General features: G+C 56.8%; 16 protein-coding genes. 8 read left to right on the top strand and 8 right to left on the bottom strand.

What is annotated here, in order from left to right; genetic code table 11:
* Window positions 1-15: 15 nt before the first annotated feature.
* The 8 genes from JY96_RS16140 (at window position 16) to JY96_RS16105 (ending at window position 8764) form a co-directional block, all read left to right on the top strand.
* Window positions 16-1746 carry an ABC transporter ATP-binding protein gene (locus JY96_RS16140; RefSeq protein WP_035039011.1) on the top strand — a complete coding sequence of 577 codons (1731 nt, stop codon included), beginning with the start codon at window positions 16-18 and terminating at the stop codon, window positions 1744-1746.
* A 133-nt stretch (window positions 1747-1879) separates the two neighbouring features.
* Complete coding sequence (gene pilB, locus JY96_RS16135) at window positions 1880-3601, top strand: type IV-A pilus assembly ATPase PilB (protein ID WP_035039008.1); 1722 nt, start codon at window positions 1880-1882, stop codon at window positions 3599-3601.
* Window positions 3602-3632: 31 nt separating this feature from the next.
* Complete coding sequence (locus JY96_RS16130) at window positions 3633-4850, top strand: type II secretion system F family protein (protein WP_035039005.1); 1218 nt, start codon at window positions 3633-3635, stop codon at window positions 4848-4850.
* A 24-nt stretch (window positions 4851-4874) separates the two neighbouring features.
* A complete protein-coding gene (locus tag JY96_RS16125) occupies window positions 4875-5753 on the top strand; it encodes an A24 family peptidase (RefSeq protein WP_052162625.1) in 879 nt (292 codons plus the stop codon).
* Window positions 5735-6370: a dephospho-CoA kinase gene (gene coaE, locus JY96_RS16120; RefSeq protein ID WP_035039002.1), complete on the top strand. Its 636-nt coding sequence runs from the start codon at window positions 5735-5737 to the stop codon at window positions 6368-6370. The genes JY96_RS16125 and coaE overlap by 19 nt, the downstream gene beginning before the upstream one ends.
* A 32-nt stretch (window positions 6371-6402) precedes the next feature.
* Complete coding sequence (gene zapD, locus JY96_RS16115) at window positions 6403-7161, top strand: cell division protein ZapD (RefSeq protein WP_035039000.1); 759 nt, start codon at window positions 6403-6405, stop codon at window positions 7159-7161.
* A gap of 15 nt (window positions 7162-7176) precedes the next feature.
* Complete coding sequence (locus JY96_RS16110; protein ID WP_035038997.1) at window positions 7177-7401, top strand: DNA gyrase inhibitor YacG; 225 nt, start codon at window positions 7177-7179, stop codon at window positions 7399-7401.
* A 247-nt stretch (window positions 7402-7648) separates the two neighbouring features.
* Window positions 7649-8764, top strand: a complete 1116-nt coding sequence (locus tag JY96_RS16105; protein WP_161784350.1) for a glycosyltransferase — start codon at window positions 7649-7651, stop codon at window positions 8762-8764.
* 117 nt (window positions 8765-8881) lie between these two features.
* Here JY96_RS16105 and JY96_RS16100 read toward each other — a convergent pair whose 3' ends face one another.
* From JY96_RS16100 to JY96_RS22925, 8 genes are read right to left on the bottom strand one after another with little or no spacing between them, the layout of a single operon-like run.
* Window positions 8882-10051 (bottom strand): acyltransferase, encoded by a 1170-nt coding sequence (locus tag JY96_RS16100; RefSeq protein WP_161784349.1) that lies wholly within the window; start codon window positions 10049-10051, stop codon window positions 8882-8884.
* The gene (locus tag JY96_RS22930) at window positions 10048-11172 is read right to left on the bottom strand and encodes a glycosyltransferase family 4 protein (protein WP_161784348.1); all 1125 of its coding nucleotides are present in this window, start codon (window positions 11170-11172) and stop codon (window positions 10048-10050) included. The genes JY96_RS16100 and JY96_RS22930 overlap by 4 nt, the downstream gene beginning before the upstream one ends.
* Window positions 11173-11198: 26 nt before the next feature.
* The gene (locus JY96_RS23320) at window positions 11199-12236 is read right to left on the bottom strand and encodes a hypothetical protein (RefSeq protein ID WP_152606542.1); all 1038 of its coding nucleotides are present in this window, start codon (window positions 12234-12236) and stop codon (window positions 11199-11201) included.
* Window positions 12220-13209 carry a glycosyltransferase gene (locus JY96_RS24295; RefSeq protein WP_035038988.1) on the bottom strand — a complete coding sequence of 330 codons (990 nt, stop codon included), beginning with the start codon at window positions 13207-13209 and terminating at the stop codon, window positions 12220-12222. The genes JY96_RS23320 and JY96_RS24295 overlap by 17 nt, the downstream gene beginning before the upstream one ends.
* Window positions 13210-13234: 25 nt before the next feature.
* A complete protein-coding gene (locus JY96_RS23315; RefSeq protein ID WP_152606541.1) occupies window positions 13235-14107 on the bottom strand; it encodes a glycosyltransferase family 2 protein in 873 nt (290 codons plus the stop codon).
* Window positions 14108-14155: 48 nt separating this feature from the next.
* Window positions 14156-15412 (bottom strand): lipopolysaccharide biosynthesis protein, encoded by a 1257-nt coding sequence (locus JY96_RS16080; protein WP_035038983.1) that lies wholly within the window; start codon window positions 15410-15412, stop codon window positions 14156-14158.
* Entirely contained in the window at window positions 15409-16311 is a 903-nt protein-coding gene (locus JY96_RS16075; protein WP_035038981.1) for a glycosyltransferase family 2 protein, read from the bottom strand. Before JY96_RS16075 ends, JY96_RS16080 begins: the two co-directional genes overlap by 4 nt.
* Entirely contained in the window at window positions 16311-16826 is a 516-nt protein-coding gene (locus tag JY96_RS22925) for a class I SAM-dependent methyltransferase (protein ID WP_161784346.1), read from the bottom strand. The genes JY96_RS16075 and JY96_RS22925 overlap by 1 nt, the downstream gene beginning before the upstream one ends.
* Window positions 16827-16836: the final 10 nt, after the last annotated feature.

Raw genomic sequence — 16836 nt, 5'->3', positions numbered from 1 at the left:
CCCCACCAAGCCGACATGGATTACACAGACACCCGGCAACGCCTGCTGCAATACGTGAAACCAAAATGGCGGCTGCTGACTACAGCAGTCGTCTTCTTTTTGGTAAGTTCCGCGGTAGAGCCCATCGTCCCTGCCCTGTTCAAGAAGTTGATTGACTCGGGCTTCAAAGAGGGGCTCAAGTACCCGCTATGGATCGTACCTTTGGTCGTCATCGGGCTGTTTATGGCGCGAGGGCTGTTCAATTTCGCCGGCACATATGTCATGAGCTATGCGACGTCCGCAATCGTACTGGACTTGCGCAGAGAGCTCATGAAAGCCCTATTGAAAGCCGATGCAAAGCTATTCACATCCGTCAGCCCCGGGGTCGCTGTCAGCAAGATCATCAATGACCCTCAGGTCGCTGCGACAGCTATCGGCTCGTCAGCCATTTCATTAATCCGAGACTCATCCACATTGCTCTTTCTGGTGAGCTACCTGCTTTACCTGAACTTGGAGCTCACGTTACTTGCGTTCATTTCCATGCCCCTTCTTGGGCTCAGCGTCAACAAAATCCGCAAGCGCCTCAACAAAGTCGGCGAAGCTCAATACCAAGCGGCCTTGAAGATGGTTGCAGCGGTAGATGACAACGCACGCGCGTGGCGAGTAGTACGCACCTTCGACGCCGTGGATTTTGAGCTGCAGCGCTTTGATCGCGAAGCTGCAAATCACCGCTGGCTGAAAATGAAGCAAGTGTCCGCGAGCGCCTTGGTCACCCCAGTGACCCAGGTAGTGGCTGCAGTGGGAGTGTCAATTATCCTCACCTTAGCCATCTGGCAAGCTAGTCAAGGTAACTCTACCGTGGGTGAATTCGTCTCATTCATCACTGCACTGCTGATGACAATTTCGCCCATGCGCCATCTGACCGACATCTACACACCGATCAGTGGGGCACTAGTTACTTTGCGTGGCGCATTCGAATTGCTCGATTCACCGGAGGAGCCAGACCACGGCACGCGTACACTTGACGCCTGCAGCGGTAACGTCGCCTTCCACGACGTCCGCCTGCAGTACGAAGGCGCCACCCAACCCGCCCTTGACGGTCTCAACCTCGACATCCAGGCCGGCCAGACCATCGCCCTGGTGGGTTCTTCCGGCGCCGGCAAGAGCACCGTGGTCAGCACCCTGCTGCGGTTTGCCTACCCTCAGTCCGGCCAGATCACGCTGGATGACATCCCCATCGACACCCTGAAACTGGCCAGCCTGCGCCGCCATTTCGCCGTCGTCTCTCAAGACATCGTGCTGTTCGAAGGCTCGGTCGCCCAGAACATCGCCTACGCCAGCCCCAACGGCGTCGACCGCGACAAGGTCGAGCGCTGCCTGCGCGCCGCCAACCTCTGGACCCACGTTCAGATCATGCCCGGCGGCATGGACGCCGACATCGGCACCAACGGCAGCAAGCTCTCGGGTGGCCAACGCCAGCGTCTGGCCATTGCCCGCGCCCTGTACCGGGATGCCGCCGTCTGGATCTTCGACGAAGCCACTTCCGCGCTGGACTCCGAATCCGAAGCCGTGGTGCAGCGCTCCATCGAAGACCTGCGCGGCAGCAAGACCCTGATCCTGATCGCCCACCGCCTGAGCACCATCCGCAACGCCGATTGCATTTACGTCATGTCCGAAGGCAAGGTGGCCGAGAAAGGCACCCATGCGGAACTCATGGCCCAAGGGGGGCTCTACGCAGGCATGGTTCGCATCCAGTCCGCCCATTGACGGCGGCGCAACCATGCTTTTCAACGCCGAATTTGCGCCCTTATCCGGGCATTAATACGGTTTACAGGCTCGCTTGAATAGGTAATGATTTACTTTTGATATTCAAGAATTGCCATTTCTGCAGTGAATTTACATGGCTGACCCGACACTGGCTGAAGCACCAGGATCCCTGTCTGGCGTCGCACGCGTGCTGGTCAACGCCGGCAAGCTGGACGCCAAGGCAGCGGAATCCATCACCCGCGCCGCACGCGAGCAAAAGCGCAGCTTCGTGACGATGCTGGTCAGCAGCGGCGCCATCGGCGCGGACGACCTGGCCCACACCCTGTCCAAAGCCTTGGCCGTGCCTGTCATGGATCTGTCCGCCGTGGACGTCCAGCGCCTGCCCAAAGGCGTCATCGACAACAAGCTGTCCGCCCAGTACCAGGTGCTGGTGCTGTCCAAGCGCGGCAACCGCCTGTTCGTTGCTGGCGCCGACCCCACCGACCAGGAAGCCATCGAGCGCATCAAGTTCGCCACGCAGCTCACACCGGAATGGGTCATCGTCGAGCAGGACAAGCTCAGCAAACTGCTGGAAGGCATCACCGCCACCGCCGAGGATCAGCTTTCGGCCCTGGCCTCGTCTGATTTTGAATTCGACGTCACCGACGACGCGTCCCCTGCACCTGAAGCCGATGCCGGCGCCACCGACGTCGAAGACGCCCCGGTCGTGCGTTTCCTGCAGAAGATGCTGATCGACGCCATCAACGCCCGCGCGTCCGACCTGCACTTCGAGCCTTACGAATACAACTACCGCGTTCGCTTCCGCGTTGACGGCGAACTGCGCGAAATCACCCAGCCGCCGGTTGCCATCAAGGACAAACTGGCCTCGCGCATCAAGGTGATTTCCAAACTCGATATTGCCGAAAAACGCGTGCCGCAGGACGGCCGCATGAAGCTGAAATTCGGCAACAAGGCCATCGATTTCCGGGTCAGCACCCTGCCCACCCTGTTTGGCGAAAAGATCGTGATCCGTATCCTGGATCCGTCCAGCGCCAAACTGGGCATCGAGGCCCTGGGTTATGAGCCCGAAGAAAAAGAACGCCTGATGAGGTGCATCCAGCGCCCCTACGGCATGGTGCTGGTCACGGGGCCTACTGGCTCCGGCAAGACCGTGTCGCTGTATACCTGCCTGAACATCCTCAACCAGCCAGGCGTGAACATTTCCACGGTTGAAGACCCGGCTGAAATCAACCTGCCCGGCATCAACCAGGTCAACGTCAACGACAAGGCGGGCATGAACTTCGCCACGGCGCTGAAAGCCTTCCTGCGCCAGGATCCTGACGTGATCATGGTGGGTGAAATCCGTGACCTGGAAACCGCTGACATCGCCATCAAGGCCGCCCAGACCGGCCACATGGTGATGTCCACGCTGCACACCAATGACGCGCCCACCACCCTGACCCGGATGATGAACATGGGGGTGGCCCCGTTCAACATCGCCTCCAGCGTCATCCTGATCACGGCCCAGCGCCTGGCCCGCCGTTTGTGCGAAAACTGCAAAGCCCCGGCCGACTACCCCCGCGAGGCCCTGCTGCGCGCCGGCTTCAAGGAAGAAGACCTGGACGGTCGCTGGAAACCATATAAAGCAATCGGTTGCTCTTCTTGCAACAACGGTTACAAAGGCCGCCTGGGCATTTACCAAGTCATGCCCATCAGTGAAGAAATACAACGCATCATTCTCACTCAGGGCACAGCTATGGATATTGCTGCCCAGGCCAAACGCGAAGGCGTGCGAGACTTGCGCGAGTCCGGCCTGGTCAAAGTCAAGGCAGGCCTGACTTCACTGGAAGAAATCATCGCAGTGACCAACGAGTAAGTAGCGACGCATCGTCACGGAGTTCCGACACATGGCCACGGCAGCAGCCAACAAACCGCAAGAATTTGTCTACGAATGGGAAGGCAAGGACCGCAACGGCAAGCTCGTTCGCGGTGAAATGCGTGCGGGCGGCGAAGCCATGGTCGGTGCGACCCTGCGCCGTCAAGGCATCCTGGTGCAAAAGGTCAAGAAGCGCCGCGTCAGCGGTGGCAGCTCGATCAAGGCCAAGGACATCGCGGTTTTCACGCGCCAGCTGGCCACCATGATGAAAGCCGGCGTCCCGCTGCTGCAATCCTTCGACATCGTGGCGCGTGGCTCGACCAACCCGCGGGTGACCAAGCTGCTCAACGACATCCGCGGTGACGTTGAAACCGGCACCAGCTTGTCGGCGTCGTTCCGCAAGCACCCGATGTACTTTGATGCGCTCTACTGCAACCTGGTGGAAGCAGGTGAAGCCGCCGGTATTCTGGAAACCCTGCTGGATCGCCTGGCCACCTACCAGGAAAAAACGATCGCCATCAAACAGAAAATCAAGTCGGCGCTGACCTACCCGATCGCGGTGCTGGTGGTGGCCTTCGTGGTCGTGGCGGTCATCATGATTTTCGTGATCCCCGCCTTCAAGGAAGTGTTCACCTCGTTTGGCGCCGACCTGCCCGCCCCCACGCTGTTCGTGATGGCGATGTCAGAGATATTCGTCAAATACTGGTGGGCGATTTTTGGCGCCATTGGCGGCGGCATCTACTTTTTCCTTCAAACCTGGAAGCGCTCCGAAGCCATGCAAAAACGCATGGACCGCCTCCTGTTGAAGATGCCCATTTTTGGCGATCTGCTTTTCAAGTCCGCCGTCGCACGCTGGACGCGCACCCTTTCCACCATGTTTGCCGCTGGCGTGCCGCTGGTGGAAGCACTGGATTCCGTTGGGGGCGCTGCTGGCAACGCTGTTTTCTCTGAAGCCACCGAGCAGATCCAGAAAGACGTGTCCACCGGCACCAGCCTCACCGTGGCCATGCAATCCACCAACCTGTTTCCGGTCATGGTTCTGCAGATGGGTGCCATTGGTGAAGAATCCGGCTCGCTCGACCAGATGCTGGGCAAAGCCGCCGACTTCTATGAAGAAGAGGTTGACGAGGCGGTCAAAGCCCTGTCCAGCCTGATGGAGCCCTTCATCATCGTGATCCTGGGCACCATCATCGGCGGCATCGTGGTGTCCATGTACCTGCCCATCTTCAAGCTCGGCCAGGTTGTGTGATCCGCGCCCAAGCAAGCTGTATTCATGCCTGACAACCTGCTGCCGGTTCTCACCGACATCGTGCTGACGCCCTGGGGCCTGGCTGTGCTGGGCCTGTGCGTGGGCAGCTTCCTCAACGTGGTCATCCATCGCATGCCGCTGATGCTCGAGCGTCAATGGCAGACCGATGCCCGCGCCATGCTCGAACTGCCCGAGCCAGCGCCAGGCAGTCAGCCCTCCGAAGCGCTGACACTGTCCAAGCCCGCGTCGCGCTGCCCCAAATGCGGCCACCAGATCCGCTGGTACGAAAACATCCCCCTGGTGAGCTGGCTCGTGCTGCGCGGCAAGTGCTCTGCCTGCGGCACCGCCATCTCCGTTCGCTACCCCCTGGTTGAGCTGGCCACCGCCGCCCTGTTTGCCGCCTGCAGCTGGCGCTTCGGGCCCCAGCCCACCACCCTGCTGTGGTGCGGCTTCGTGGCCGTGCTCGTGGCTGCCGCCCTCATTGACTGGGACACCACCCTGCTGCCCGATGACCTCACCCTGCCCCTGATGTGGGCCGGCCTGGTCGCCGCCGGGCTGGGCTGGAACCTGCCACTCAAGGACGCCTTGTGGGGCGCCGTGGCGGGCTACCTCGCCTTGTGGTCGGTCTACTGGCTGTTCAAGCTGACCACCGGCAAGGAAGGCATGGGCTACGGGGACTTCAAACTGCTGGCTGCACTGGGCGCCTGGCTCGGCTGGCCCATGATCCTGCCCATCGTGCTGGCCTCATCGGTCATCGGCGCCATCATCGGCATCGGCATGAAGGTGAGCGGGCAATTGCGCGAAGGCGTCTATGTCCCGTACGGCCCCTTTCTGGCCGGCGCCGGCCTGGTCGTGACCATGGCGGGCTCCCAGCGTGTCCTGCAATGGCTGGGCTGGGCCTGACCCAAGCGCCGCAGCGCCTGACCATTGGCCTGACCGGCGGCATTGGCAGCGGCAAATCCACGGTCAGCCAGATGCTGGTGGGCCTGGGTGCCCACCTGGTCGACATGGACGCCATCTCGCGCTCGCTGACCGCACCCGGCGGCGGCGCCATTGATGCCATTGCCCAACACTTCGGCCCGCAATTCATCGACGCTTCCGGCGCCATGGACCGCACCCGCATGCGCGAACTGGCCTTTGCCGATCCCGGCGCCATGGCCCGCCTGGAGGGCATCCTGCACCCCTTGATTGGCCAGCAGGCCGCAGCCCGCGCCAGCCTGGCCCAAGCCGGCCAGCACATCGTCTATGACGTGCCTTTGCTGGCGGAATCAGGCCGCGTCTGGCGCGACAAGGTCGACCGCATCCTGGTCGTGGACTGCGAACCCGAGACCCAGATCACCCGCGTCATGGCCCGATCCGGCTGGCCCCGCGAGGCCGTTGAAAAGGTGCTGGCCAAGCAGGCCACGCGCGAAATGCGGCTGGCGCTGGCCGATCACGTGATCCTCAATGAAGGCTTGAGCCTGCAAGAGTTGCGCACCGAGGTCGAGAAGCTCTGGCGTCTGTGGAACAATGGCGTCTGATCGCGTTTGAACGGCTTTCATCAGGTGGCGCATTGATCCTCTACGAATACCCTTTCGGCGAAAGCATCCGCACGATGCTACGGTTGGAACACCTCTTCAACCGCCTGGGCATCCTGATGTGGCGCGAGGCCCCGGTGGACCACCACTACGCCTTGTCGACCATCTTCGAGATCATGGACGTCGCCTCGCGCGCCGATCTCAAAAGCGACCTGCTGCGTGATCTGGACCGCTACAAGCTCCAGTTTCAAAGCTACCGCGGCAACCCGGCCATCCAGGAAAGTGCACTCGATGACGTGCTGGCGCGCATCGACCGCGTCTACAACAACCTGAACCAGTTGCCTGGCAAGGCGGGCCAATCGCTGTCCAGCAACGACTGGTTGATGAGCATCCGCAGCCGCATCAGCATCCCGGGTGGCACCTGCGAGTTTGACCTGCCCTCCTACTACGCCTGGCAACAGGAGCCAGCCGCCAAACGGCAGGCCGACCTGCAGCAATGGGTCAGCACGCTCACGCCGCTGGCCGAAGCGCTCAACGTGATGCTGGGCCTGCTGCGCGATGCAGGGCACCCGCACATGGTGGCGGCCCCCTGCGGCCAGTACCAGCAGAACCTCAAGGACAACCGCAGCTACCTGCTGCTGCGCCTGCGCATCGACCCGGCACTGGGCCTGATCCCCGAAATCAGCTGCAACCGCCTGATGGTGTCAATCCGCCTGATGCGTGCAGATGCCGACGGAAAGCTCAAGATCGCGTCAGATCTGGACGCGGGGTTCGAGTTGACACTTTGCGCGTGAACGGAGGGTCTCTCGATGAGCACCGAGCGCGACGCCCCCTCGCCGGCCCAAGGCAAAAAGAACCTGCAAGTGCGCTGCCCCTCCTGCGGGGTCATGCACACCTACAGCACCGACAACCCCTACCGCCCCTTCTGCAGCAAGGGCTGCAAGGCCATTGACCTGGGTGCGTGGGCAAGCGAGCAATACCGGGTCGAGGCCAAGCCAACGACCGAGGATCTGAACGATGCCCCGGATGCCTGATGCTGCGCTGCATCAACAAGGCTGCACAAGGTCGGCACGAACGGCAAAAAAGCCACAGGCATGCAGGGCATTCTCAGCTTGCCTGATGGCCTGAAAGCACTACGATGTGCGAATGCTGCAGCGCAAAATCTCCCCCCTCTTCCTTGCCCCGGCGTCACCCACCAAGCCTGTTTTCCGCCGTTACACTGGTAACCATAACGCTGCAATGCCCACGTAAGGCCAAGGCGCAACAATAACGGGAGTGATCGTGTCCACAATACTGACATGGCGGCTGGCTGCCATCTTTGCTGGCAGCTTTGTGATCTGCGCCCTGCTGGTGCTGACCCAGCGCTGGCACGGCAGGCTCTCGCTTGACCACGATCTCGCCGGCGTTCAGAAAATCCACGCCAAACCCGTGCCCCGCGTTGGTGGGCTGGGCCTGGCTTTTGGGCTGATCATCGCTGTTCTGGCTGGTTACCTGACTGGCGGCACCACCTACCCCACCACGCTGGTGCTGCTGGCCTGCGCCACGCCAGTCTTTCTCACCGGGCTTGCGGAAGATCTGACCAAGACCGTTCGGGTTCGCACACGGTTGCTGGCGTCGTTCGCGTCTGCCGCCCTTGCCATCTGGGTACTGGACATCCGGTATACGGACTTGGATACGGTCCTGCTCGATTCGTTGATCCGCCACCCCGTGGTCTCAGTTTTGTTCACCGTTTTTGCCGTGGGTGGCGTCACCCACTCCATCAACATCGTGGACGGCTTGAATGGCTTGGCCGCCGGCACGGTGTCGATCATGCTGGCCGGGCTGGCTACCCTGGCCTGGATGCATGGTGACATGCTGGTCATGAAGCTGTGTCTGTGGGGCATCGCCTCCATGGGCGGCTTCCTGTTGTTCAACTACCCGTTCGGCCGGATCTTTCTGGGTGATGGTGGCGCCTACCTCGCTGGCTTCTGGCTGGCCCAGTGCGGCGTCATGCTGCTTGAAAGAAACCCCCGCATGTCAGCCTGGGCCTTGATGCTGGTCTGGATCTACCCTGTGTGGGAAACGGTGTTCTCCATGTACCGGCGCCGCGTTCGGGATGGGATCGCCACAGGCCAGGCGGACCTGGGGCACATGCATCAACTGCTGTATCGAAACCTGCGCATCAAGAATCGAGGCCAGGGCAAACCAAGCCAGGAATGGCTCAGGCACGGCCTGGCCAGCGCCACCATCTGGGCAACGGTGCTGGGGTGCCAGATCATCGCGGTACTCGCCAGCGAAAGCACGGCCATCACTTGTTTGGCGGTATGGACTTATGCGGCTGGGTATGTCTGGGTGTATCGGCAATTGAACGCCAACGGCGAAAATCTGCGTCAAGTTGCTCACGTTGCCAATGCTTAGGCCTATACCAAACCTCATCGACTAGCTCATCAGTCCGGCACAATGAATCGGCTCCCTTCATGCCGAAGCCTACCTGTTCACAAGTCTGGTTGAGATCACTGCCCCATCTGAAGACACTCATGCCTTACCGCGAAGGGTGACGACGCTAGGACGCAGACGCCGCAAGAATTTGAGTGTGGCCGCCATACAGGGCATCTCCACCAGATGGTGAAGCAACACAGAAAATCCGACAGAAATCAAGCCAATGCCGGCCACCATTCCCCAGTAGGCGGCATTGGACATCGATGCTGCTTGCGGGCGACCCACCATCACACTGATCACCAAGTGCAAGAAGAAACCATGGATGAGGTAAAGCCCATAAGACGCGGCCCCCAACATTTTAATTGCCCTCAAATTCAAAAGTCCGAATACGGTGGCACCAGCGGCAATGCAAGAGAAGCCGACAGCAAGAAATCCTAAAGAAGTCAGCGAAAAGCCAGGACGCGACGGGACCAAAACACTTAACGCAAACATCAATATTGCGCCAATCGAAAGAACCATATCTGACTTCTTTTGAAATTGATCCCCAAACCGTAAAAGGAAAAGTGCCGCAAAACCACCGCAAAACGCCACCAGCAAATCCAAGCGGATATGAGCAAACCAGGCAAACACTAAGGCAAATGCAGTAAGCAGAAACTTCCAGACGCGAAACGCTCCTCCACCCATCATCGACATGATGGGCAGCATGAAATAGAAGAACCATTCATAGCGTAAGGACCAGGTGACTCCCGCCAACAACATGTCTGTATTGGCCAACCCATTCACATCCGCCTTGAAAAAGAATACCAATTTCACCACATGAACAATCAGCATACGCAGAGGCTCTTGCAGCGTCCAATTTGTGAGATAACCAACCTCAAGCAACATCGCAACGATCACCACCAGGTAGACCGGCCACAAGCGTAACGCTCGAGAAATATACAGCCGCAACCAATCTTGCCGGCCGTTGCTTTCCAGGATCTTCGCGCCAAAGAGAAAACTGGTGACCATAAAGAAGACCGCCACGCTACCTTCACCAAACTGGTAGAGCACAGGGCTTTCAGGTGACACCCAAACCCCGGCTGTCAGAAATTTCCGCCAAATGACTGCATGATGAAAAAAGACTAGGAGTGCCAAGCACCCCCTGAGCCCATCAATGGACTGGAATCGTCCACTGGGATAAGTCAAGCGCCCTACGCGAGCAATAATTTCCGATATGAAAATGATTGCAACAAATATCGCGACCACATAAGCAACATCGTTTGTCACGTGACCACCTTTTCCAGATCGCTCACGTAGCATTGCAAAATGATATTTTGGTCAAAAAAATTCTCAACGTGCTTTCGAGCCAGCCGCCCCATCTTTGCGCGCTGATCGAAATCCAGCATCAACATGGTCTCCATTTTCTCCGTCAAATCGTCGACATCTCTTGGTCGACAGAGAAATCCTGTTTCCCCGTCGACGACGGTTTCTCTGCACCCAACCCAGTCAGTCGTCACGATCGGGCGACCAACCGCAGCAGCCTCCAATAGCGCTCTGGGCACACCTTCACGGTAATAGGATGGCAAAACCACGCAATCACAAACTGCAAGCCTTTGAGCGACCTCATCACTTACGCCCAAATAGTGTACGGACTCATCTTTCTCCCACTGAGCAACATCAGACTCAGTGACAGCACCGTCCGATCCATTACCTAAAAATCCGAGCAGGTAAAACTCAACTCTCCCTGGATATTTAGAACGTATCCTTTTGGCCGCCTCCACGTACTCGCCAACGCCCTTTTCCCACAGTAGTCGTCCGACCAGTAAAAATTTGAATGGCTCTGTTGGGGAGTCATTCAGTTCTGTGAATTCAAATTTACCAAGATCCACACCAGAGCCAGGCAATCTCTGAGCTTGCCCCTGACGAATGATCCCTGCCTTCAAAAACAAAAGCAAATCCTCATCATTTTGAAAGTACACCACCGCAGACTTTCGAAGAGCAAACTTGTACAAGCGCGTTACTAGCCATACCAGAAGGCCAGCGCCAGAAAAAACCAACCCCAGTCCAGCAATATTGTTAAGCGTACGAACGCCGCACCACCAGGCAGCGATTGACCCGTACACATTGGGCTTAACGGTAAAGCCAAGATACGCTTTTGGACGATGCCGTCTAAAAATATCAAGATATGCGAATAACAACTTGATATCAGATATTGGGTTCACCCCTCTCGGAGAGATTGGGATAGGCTCAAATGAGATACCCAGTCCTTCCAATACAGACACATAGCGATCAGCACCAGCAGCCACCACAACATCCCAACCCGCGTCTTGCAATGCATGAATCAACCCCATTCTGAAGTTGACCGCATTCCAAGCGGCATTCACCGACAGCAACACAGTGCCCTTCATTGGCTTAACCGACAATTTTCGGGGCATTACTGCGTACCTTTAAGCTCGTTGCCCGGGCTGGCTTCGGCACGCGAACTCCGAAGAAACAGAAGTGGCAACACCAACACCGGCGTCTCCCAGTAATTCCCGAGAAATATCCATGGCACCAATATTGCCAACAACTTGAACCCAAAGCCGACTCTCCAGAAAATCCAGGCAATCATGGGCAGAGCCAGCCAACCCATCGCTTTAAGCAGGCCCAATCCAAATGACAGGACTCCAACCGGCGCACCGTCAATATTCATTGGCCCAAACCCGAGTGGCACAAAATTGTGAGCATGCAGAAAATCGATCGTTTGAGCAAAGTTTGATACCCTGTCCACCATCGAACCAGAACTCAACTTAACCATAATCTGGTCAAAAAATAGCGCTATCAGTCCTGCACTTATGAGCAACGCCATGACCAGTTGCCTCTTTGTTACGCGCAGTCCCGTGGCCGCGACCAGCAAGAGCAAAAACAACATTGCACCGGCACTCGCGCTAAGCCCCAAAACAGCCATAGACATGAGCACCTGCCAGGTTCTGCCTCGACGTAGGTTCAGGTATAAAAATAGGGTGGCCCAATGTCCTAGGAAACCAGGTTCAGAATACAACCCTCTTTGGCGCAAAAGACCATCGATCAACTGCACCCCTTCTGGTCTTGATTGTAGTAACGAGCCAACCGGCACAACCATTGGCAACAGTGTTGCAAACAGCAAGATGTATGGCGCGCTACGAATCATTTCCTCGTACAGGACATCGTCTGCCTGAGGACCAAATGTCAGTAACGCAAATAAAAGGCAGGAAAAAAAGAGGGCGTTATAAGGCAAAGTAGCGGGATCTAGGAAGTAAGTCGGCACACAAAAAGCGCCGAGATACATACTCCCCAATATTGCCAAATCGTGTCTTGGTTTTTGTAAATACGCACACAGTAGCCACAAAAGCAAACTCGGCAAGTACAACACCCAAGTCACATTCGGCGTCGCGATCAATAGCGCAGCGCTGACTCCAAGCGCTGCGCGAGTTAAATCACGCGTAGGCTGCATCAAGCTTCACCAAATAGGCTTGAAGGGAAAAGGCCTTGGCCGCTTCCCTGTAAGTGCTTTGCACGGTGTCGTCTGACGCCACCGAGCGCAACTCCAAGATTCGCTTCGCCCAAACCGCTGGCTCTCGCTCCTGGATAAGGAATCGCTTATCAGGCACAAAATCCCGCAGGCCAGGTACATTTGGCACAACGGTTGGAATGCCAAATTGCGCTGCTTCTATTGCGACAAGTCCAAACCCCTCCCAGTTCGAAGTAAGCACGCACAAATCTGCCGTGCGGTAGTGTCTCGCGACATCCCGCTCCGCCCCATGAAAATGAATGCGATCCATCACCCCCAACTCCCCCGCCTGCCTGACAAGCTCATCACGTAAAGGACCTTCGCCGACCAAGTGAAGCACAAAAGCCGTTGGAAGAGCTGCAAGGACTTGCAACATGAAAGCGTGATTCTTCTTAGGCGTGAGGGACGCCACCATCAGTAACCGGATCTCATGCCGGGTCTCCTGGCAGTCGTGAATGCAAGCCGCAGGCTCTGAGGGTTGCCCGACCGCAAGGTCCGGCACAAAATTAGGAAGAACACATAGTCTAGGTAGCCCCCCCACCCACTGCACCAAGGCATCTGCCGCGGCTTGACTGATCGCGATAACCGCACGCGCACGGCGGTACACCAGCCACTCCACTGGTCGAAAGATTTGGTATGCCCGGCGCCTGTTCCCGGTGTTGTGCTCATGAACGACACAACTCCGCCCCAAAATCATCGAGAAATAGATGGACGGAAACAAGTGCAAATGGACGACATCAAATCGCCGCTTATGGGTCAGTATCCACCATAGAGCACCCAAAATCCCTTGAGCACGCATGAGTGGCTGACCAAGATCATAAAAGCTCTCTCCACCGTCATACACCAAGACTTGGTGTCCAGGCTCATGGCGCACAAGCTCAGAGATCAAGCGCTCTGCCCCACCGCTGACGTCCATTCGACGGACGACGTGCAGAACCCTTTTAACGCTCATAGTCCTCAATGCGAATTTTATCTCTGGCAAGGCCATCCTTGAAGGCTTTAAGCAGAACTGGCTTTATATCCAGAGCATCGCGCCCCGACAGCTTCGCGAATTTATTCGCGGCAACAAAAATAATATAAAAATAACTCAACCCAAGCCAGACAGGGAAATACCAAAAGGGTTGGATTTTTTTGGCGAACAGCATTTTTGACCGATACGCCAAGTAGAGCATTTTCAAATCGAAACGATCGTGACTGCCGTTGACATGATGGAACAATCGGACCTCATCAAGGATCACCAACTTCACACCACGCTGGGCGAGTCTATAGTTGATATCCCACTCTTCACCACGAAAGAAGAAATTTGTATCGGCCCCACCGATATCATTCATGCTTTCGGTATTTATGATCATGCAGCACCCTGAAAGGTGACCTGTCTCAAAATCACCCGTTTCGACCTTTGAAACAGGGACCCCTTCCCCTGCATGCACCACTGATGCAGAAAATCTCTTTATTCTGCCGCCGCGAGACCATATTTTTTGAGGATCACTTGAAAAGTGAATTCGTGGGCCAAACGCGCATTGCCCTCCCCACTTCTGCACACCCTTGCTTATGCCATCAAAGAATGCCAAATCTGCTTGTGTATCATTGTTTAGAAAGATCAGATAGTCGGACGCCTGAGCAATATGATGGTATTGCGCGATGTACCATGCCCCAGCCAGGCCGACATTGAATCCCGTCTTCAATACGGTCACTGGCCCATCATACTGATCAGGAAAATCGCCTGAATTGTCCACGACCAACACAACCAAACTGCATTCAGAGTGCTCAGCCGATTTAATCAATGACTGAATGCATGCGATGGTGTCGGACACTCCATAGTAATTTACCAATATTGCACAAAACTTTAGGGCACGCACGTGTCACCTCCAACTCAAAAATAGGCCAACACGCATTCCTAGGAGTTTGAACGCGGCCAAACTACCAGCAAGGCGTTGAGCTACATTGACCGCCACACAAGCGACTGCCACGCCCTCAATGCCCCACCTTTGTCCAAAAGTCCAGGCAAGGAGAGCGAAAGGAGCAATTCCGGCCAAAAGTATGCGCAACATGACGCGCTCCTTTTCTCCCATGATGAGCACGGTGTCCACGGGACCGATCGCAATCATTGCCACCTGACCTCCCATGAGAATCAAAGCAGCGGCAAACGCTTCGCGATATTTCTCACCAAAAATCCACGCGCTCAGCGGAGCACCGACGGCGGCATACGTTAACCACCCAGCAAATGCGAACATGGTCGCCCATTGCGTGGCGCGAGCAATCAGGGTTTCAAGCTCGCGCGCCCGTCCAGCGGCGAGGTGTGCAGGTATTTTAGGTCGCAGAAAGACATTCAGAACCTCAGAAATAGAAGTGAAGGCGAGACATTGCAGCACTGCTGATCGATAAAGAGCCACATCTTTGACGGACATCGTCCAACCGATGATCAAGGTGTCCAAGGAACTCATTGCCAACTGGGCGGCTGACACCGCCGCAATCACAACCGACGCCCATAGGCTCGACGAGTACAGCGTGTTCGCTTTCCACTGCGCCGATTGGACTTTCCCGCGATTTGCCCATCCCTGCCAAATCACGAATACCGCAAGCCCAGCCATGGTCACCAGGCTTAGCTCCAATACGGTCTTGGCATCCAAGGACTGGCGTCCACGCCACCAAACTCCACCAACCGCGGCGAGCAGCAGCAATGGTCGCGCCAAGGTGTCAACAGCCTGTCCGAGATTGATCAGCCCCGCCCCCGAAATAATCCCGGAAGACACTCGGATCACGCCCCATGTCGGCAACATCAATGTGGCCACCGGTACCAGATCGCCCCAGTCGGAAGCCAACCACAGTGTGGCCGACCACGCCGCAGCCAAGCCGACGACGCCAAACGCCAGAATCGTCCCTGTTGTCAGCAACAAGGTGGCCCGCTGAACACCACCTGTGCCTGCACGTTCACGCAGAATGAGCTGAGGAAACCCCAAGGGGGCAATGATCGATAGCAGTGTGACCCACGTGATTGCCAATGAATACTGGCCAAACTGTTCTTGGTCCATCACCCTGGTCAAAACCATGGTGAGCACGAACGAGGACAGTACCGCGCCAATCTTGATCACCACGGCCCTCGCGATCACCGCTTTCATCGCGTTCGGCCTGCGCTCAAAAACTCAGTCTCAGTGATGGTGGCGGCTCGAGCCGAACGCCAGGCCGCTGTCACGATGGAACGCATCAGGGCCAGCGGTCCAGTCTTGTTGATGCGGGTGTGCCTGAGGAGCAGCATGGGCACTGCCGGCAAAAAACAGACAACAAGCCAGCCCCAGAACCACAGGCCGTAGTGCTTCCTCGCAAAAAGCACTTTGGTTCGCATGCCCATGTAAAAAAATTTGTGGCCATATTTCTCGTGCGTGCCACTGACCTCATGCTGGTAACGCACGGCCCGTGCGTAAACGATGGACCAGCCTGAACGCGTCAGGCGACGACTGAGGTCCCACTCTTCCCCACCAAGAAAGAAGTCTTCATCCAGCAAACCAACGTCGCGTATTGCATCACTGGGAACCAGGAGGCACGCGCACGTGCCAAATGGGGTGCACACGCTTCGCCGTGCGTGAGGCAAAACATCGGCGCGCCCCTTCAACCAGTAAAACTCCCCACCCGCCGACCACACGGAACCGTCCGACATCCGAATGCCATGCGGGGAAATGGCGACATCCGGTAGCCCGGTGTGCAATGCTTTCAGCCGCGAGAAAAAGTCTCGCTCAAGTGTCGTATCCGGGTTGAGGATCAACACGGACGTGCATCGATCCAACAGGTGGCGTATGCCCGCGTTGGTGCCGAAGGAAAAACCGCCATTGCGGCCCGTGTCCAGGACCTCGACAGCAGGGTACCTGTGCGCCAGTTCATGCAAGGCCGCCAATTCCACTGAATCCACGCTGTTGTCGACAATACAAACGCAAATGTCTTCAAATGAATCAATTGACGCCAACAGACGTTCCACTTTTGCATGAGAGCGAAAGTTCAAAACGACAACACCAATGCTCAGCATCACTTGACCGCCCGAAGCTTGAACTCCACCGACACAATCATGTTGTTGAAGGCTTTCAGGAAGCGGATGCCAAACAGCCTGCGCGCCCAATGCACGAAAACAGACGGGTGGAGGAGGTAATCCACCGACTCAATCTTGTATGGAGACACTGATGCATAGTATGCGCACTCATTACCGGCCTCCCAGTAATCAAAGGACTTTTCCGAAAAGAACCTGACATGCGTTGGATCCCGAAATGCCCCCTCAGAACTCCAGTACGGCACGGTGACATGCAACAGCCCTTGCGGCCGAAGAACCCGATGGCATTCTTCCATCACCGCATTCAAATCACGCAAATGCTCAAATACTTGGGAAGAATAGATTTCATCAACACTGCCATCTGGATACGGCAATTGCTCTCTTTCAATGTCACACACGATATCTGGCGACACCGCTGCAAACTTATCAACGCCGATATAACCAGATTTTTTATAGCGCCCACAACCCAGGTCCAACCTCAGGGACTGAGCGCGCATGGAATCATTG

The organism is Aquabacterium sp. NJ1 (assembly GCF_000768065.1).
GTDB lineage: Bacteria > Pseudomonadota > Gammaproteobacteria > Burkholderiales > Burkholderiaceae_C > Aquabacterium.
Note: the sequence above shows the minus strand (reverse complement) of the source record. Positions and strands in the feature narration are given on the sequence as shown.

Excerpts from the sequence above, each read along its gene's own strand:
- JY96_RS16080 (WP_035038983.1), bottom strand. The coding sequence starts at position 15,412 with ATGAAAGCGGTGATCGCGAGGGCCGTGGTGATCAAGATTGGCGCGGTA.
- pilB (WP_035039008.1), top strand. The coding sequence starts at position 1,880 with ATGGCTGACCCGACACTGGCTGAAGCACCAGGATCCCTGTCTGGCGTC.
- JY96_RS23320 (WP_152606542.1), bottom strand. The coding sequence starts at position 12,236 with ATGCAGCCTACGCGTGATTTAACTCGCGCAGCGCTTGGAGTCAGCGCT.
- JY96_RS24295 (WP_035038988.1), bottom strand. The coding sequence starts at position 13,209 with ATGGACGTCAGCGGTGGGGCAGAGCGCTTGATCTCTGAGCTTGTGCGC.
- JY96_RS16110 (WP_035038997.1), top strand. The coding sequence starts at position 7,177 with ATGAGCACCGAGCGCGACGCCCCCTCGCCGGCCCAAGGCAAAAAGAAC.
- JY96_RS16140 (WP_035039011.1), top strand. The coding sequence starts at position 16 with ATGGATTACACAGACACCCGGCAACGCCTGCTGCAATACGTGAAACCA.
- coaE (WP_035039002.1), top strand. The coding sequence starts at position 5,735 with ATGGCTGGGCTGGGCCTGACCCAAGCGCCGCAGCGCCTGACCATTGGC.
- JY96_RS22930 (WP_161784348.1), bottom strand. The coding sequence starts at position 11,172 with ATGAAGGGCACTGTGTTGCTGTCGGTGAATGCCGCTTGGAATGCGGTC.
- JY96_RS16075 (WP_035038981.1), bottom strand. The coding sequence starts at position 16,311 with ATGCTGAGCATTGGTGTTGTCGTTTTGAACTTTCGCTCTCATGCAAAA.
- JY96_RS16130 (WP_035039005.1), top strand. The coding sequence starts at position 3,633 with ATGGCCACGGCAGCAGCCAACAAACCGCAAGAATTTGTCTACGAATGG.
- JY96_RS16125 (WP_052162625.1), top strand. The coding sequence starts at position 4,875 with ATGCCTGACAACCTGCTGCCGGTTCTCACCGACATCGTGCTGACGCCC.
- JY96_RS22925 (WP_161784346.1), bottom strand. The coding sequence starts at position 16,826 with ATGCGCGCTCAGTCCCTGAGGTTGGACCTGGGTTGTGGGCGCTATAAA.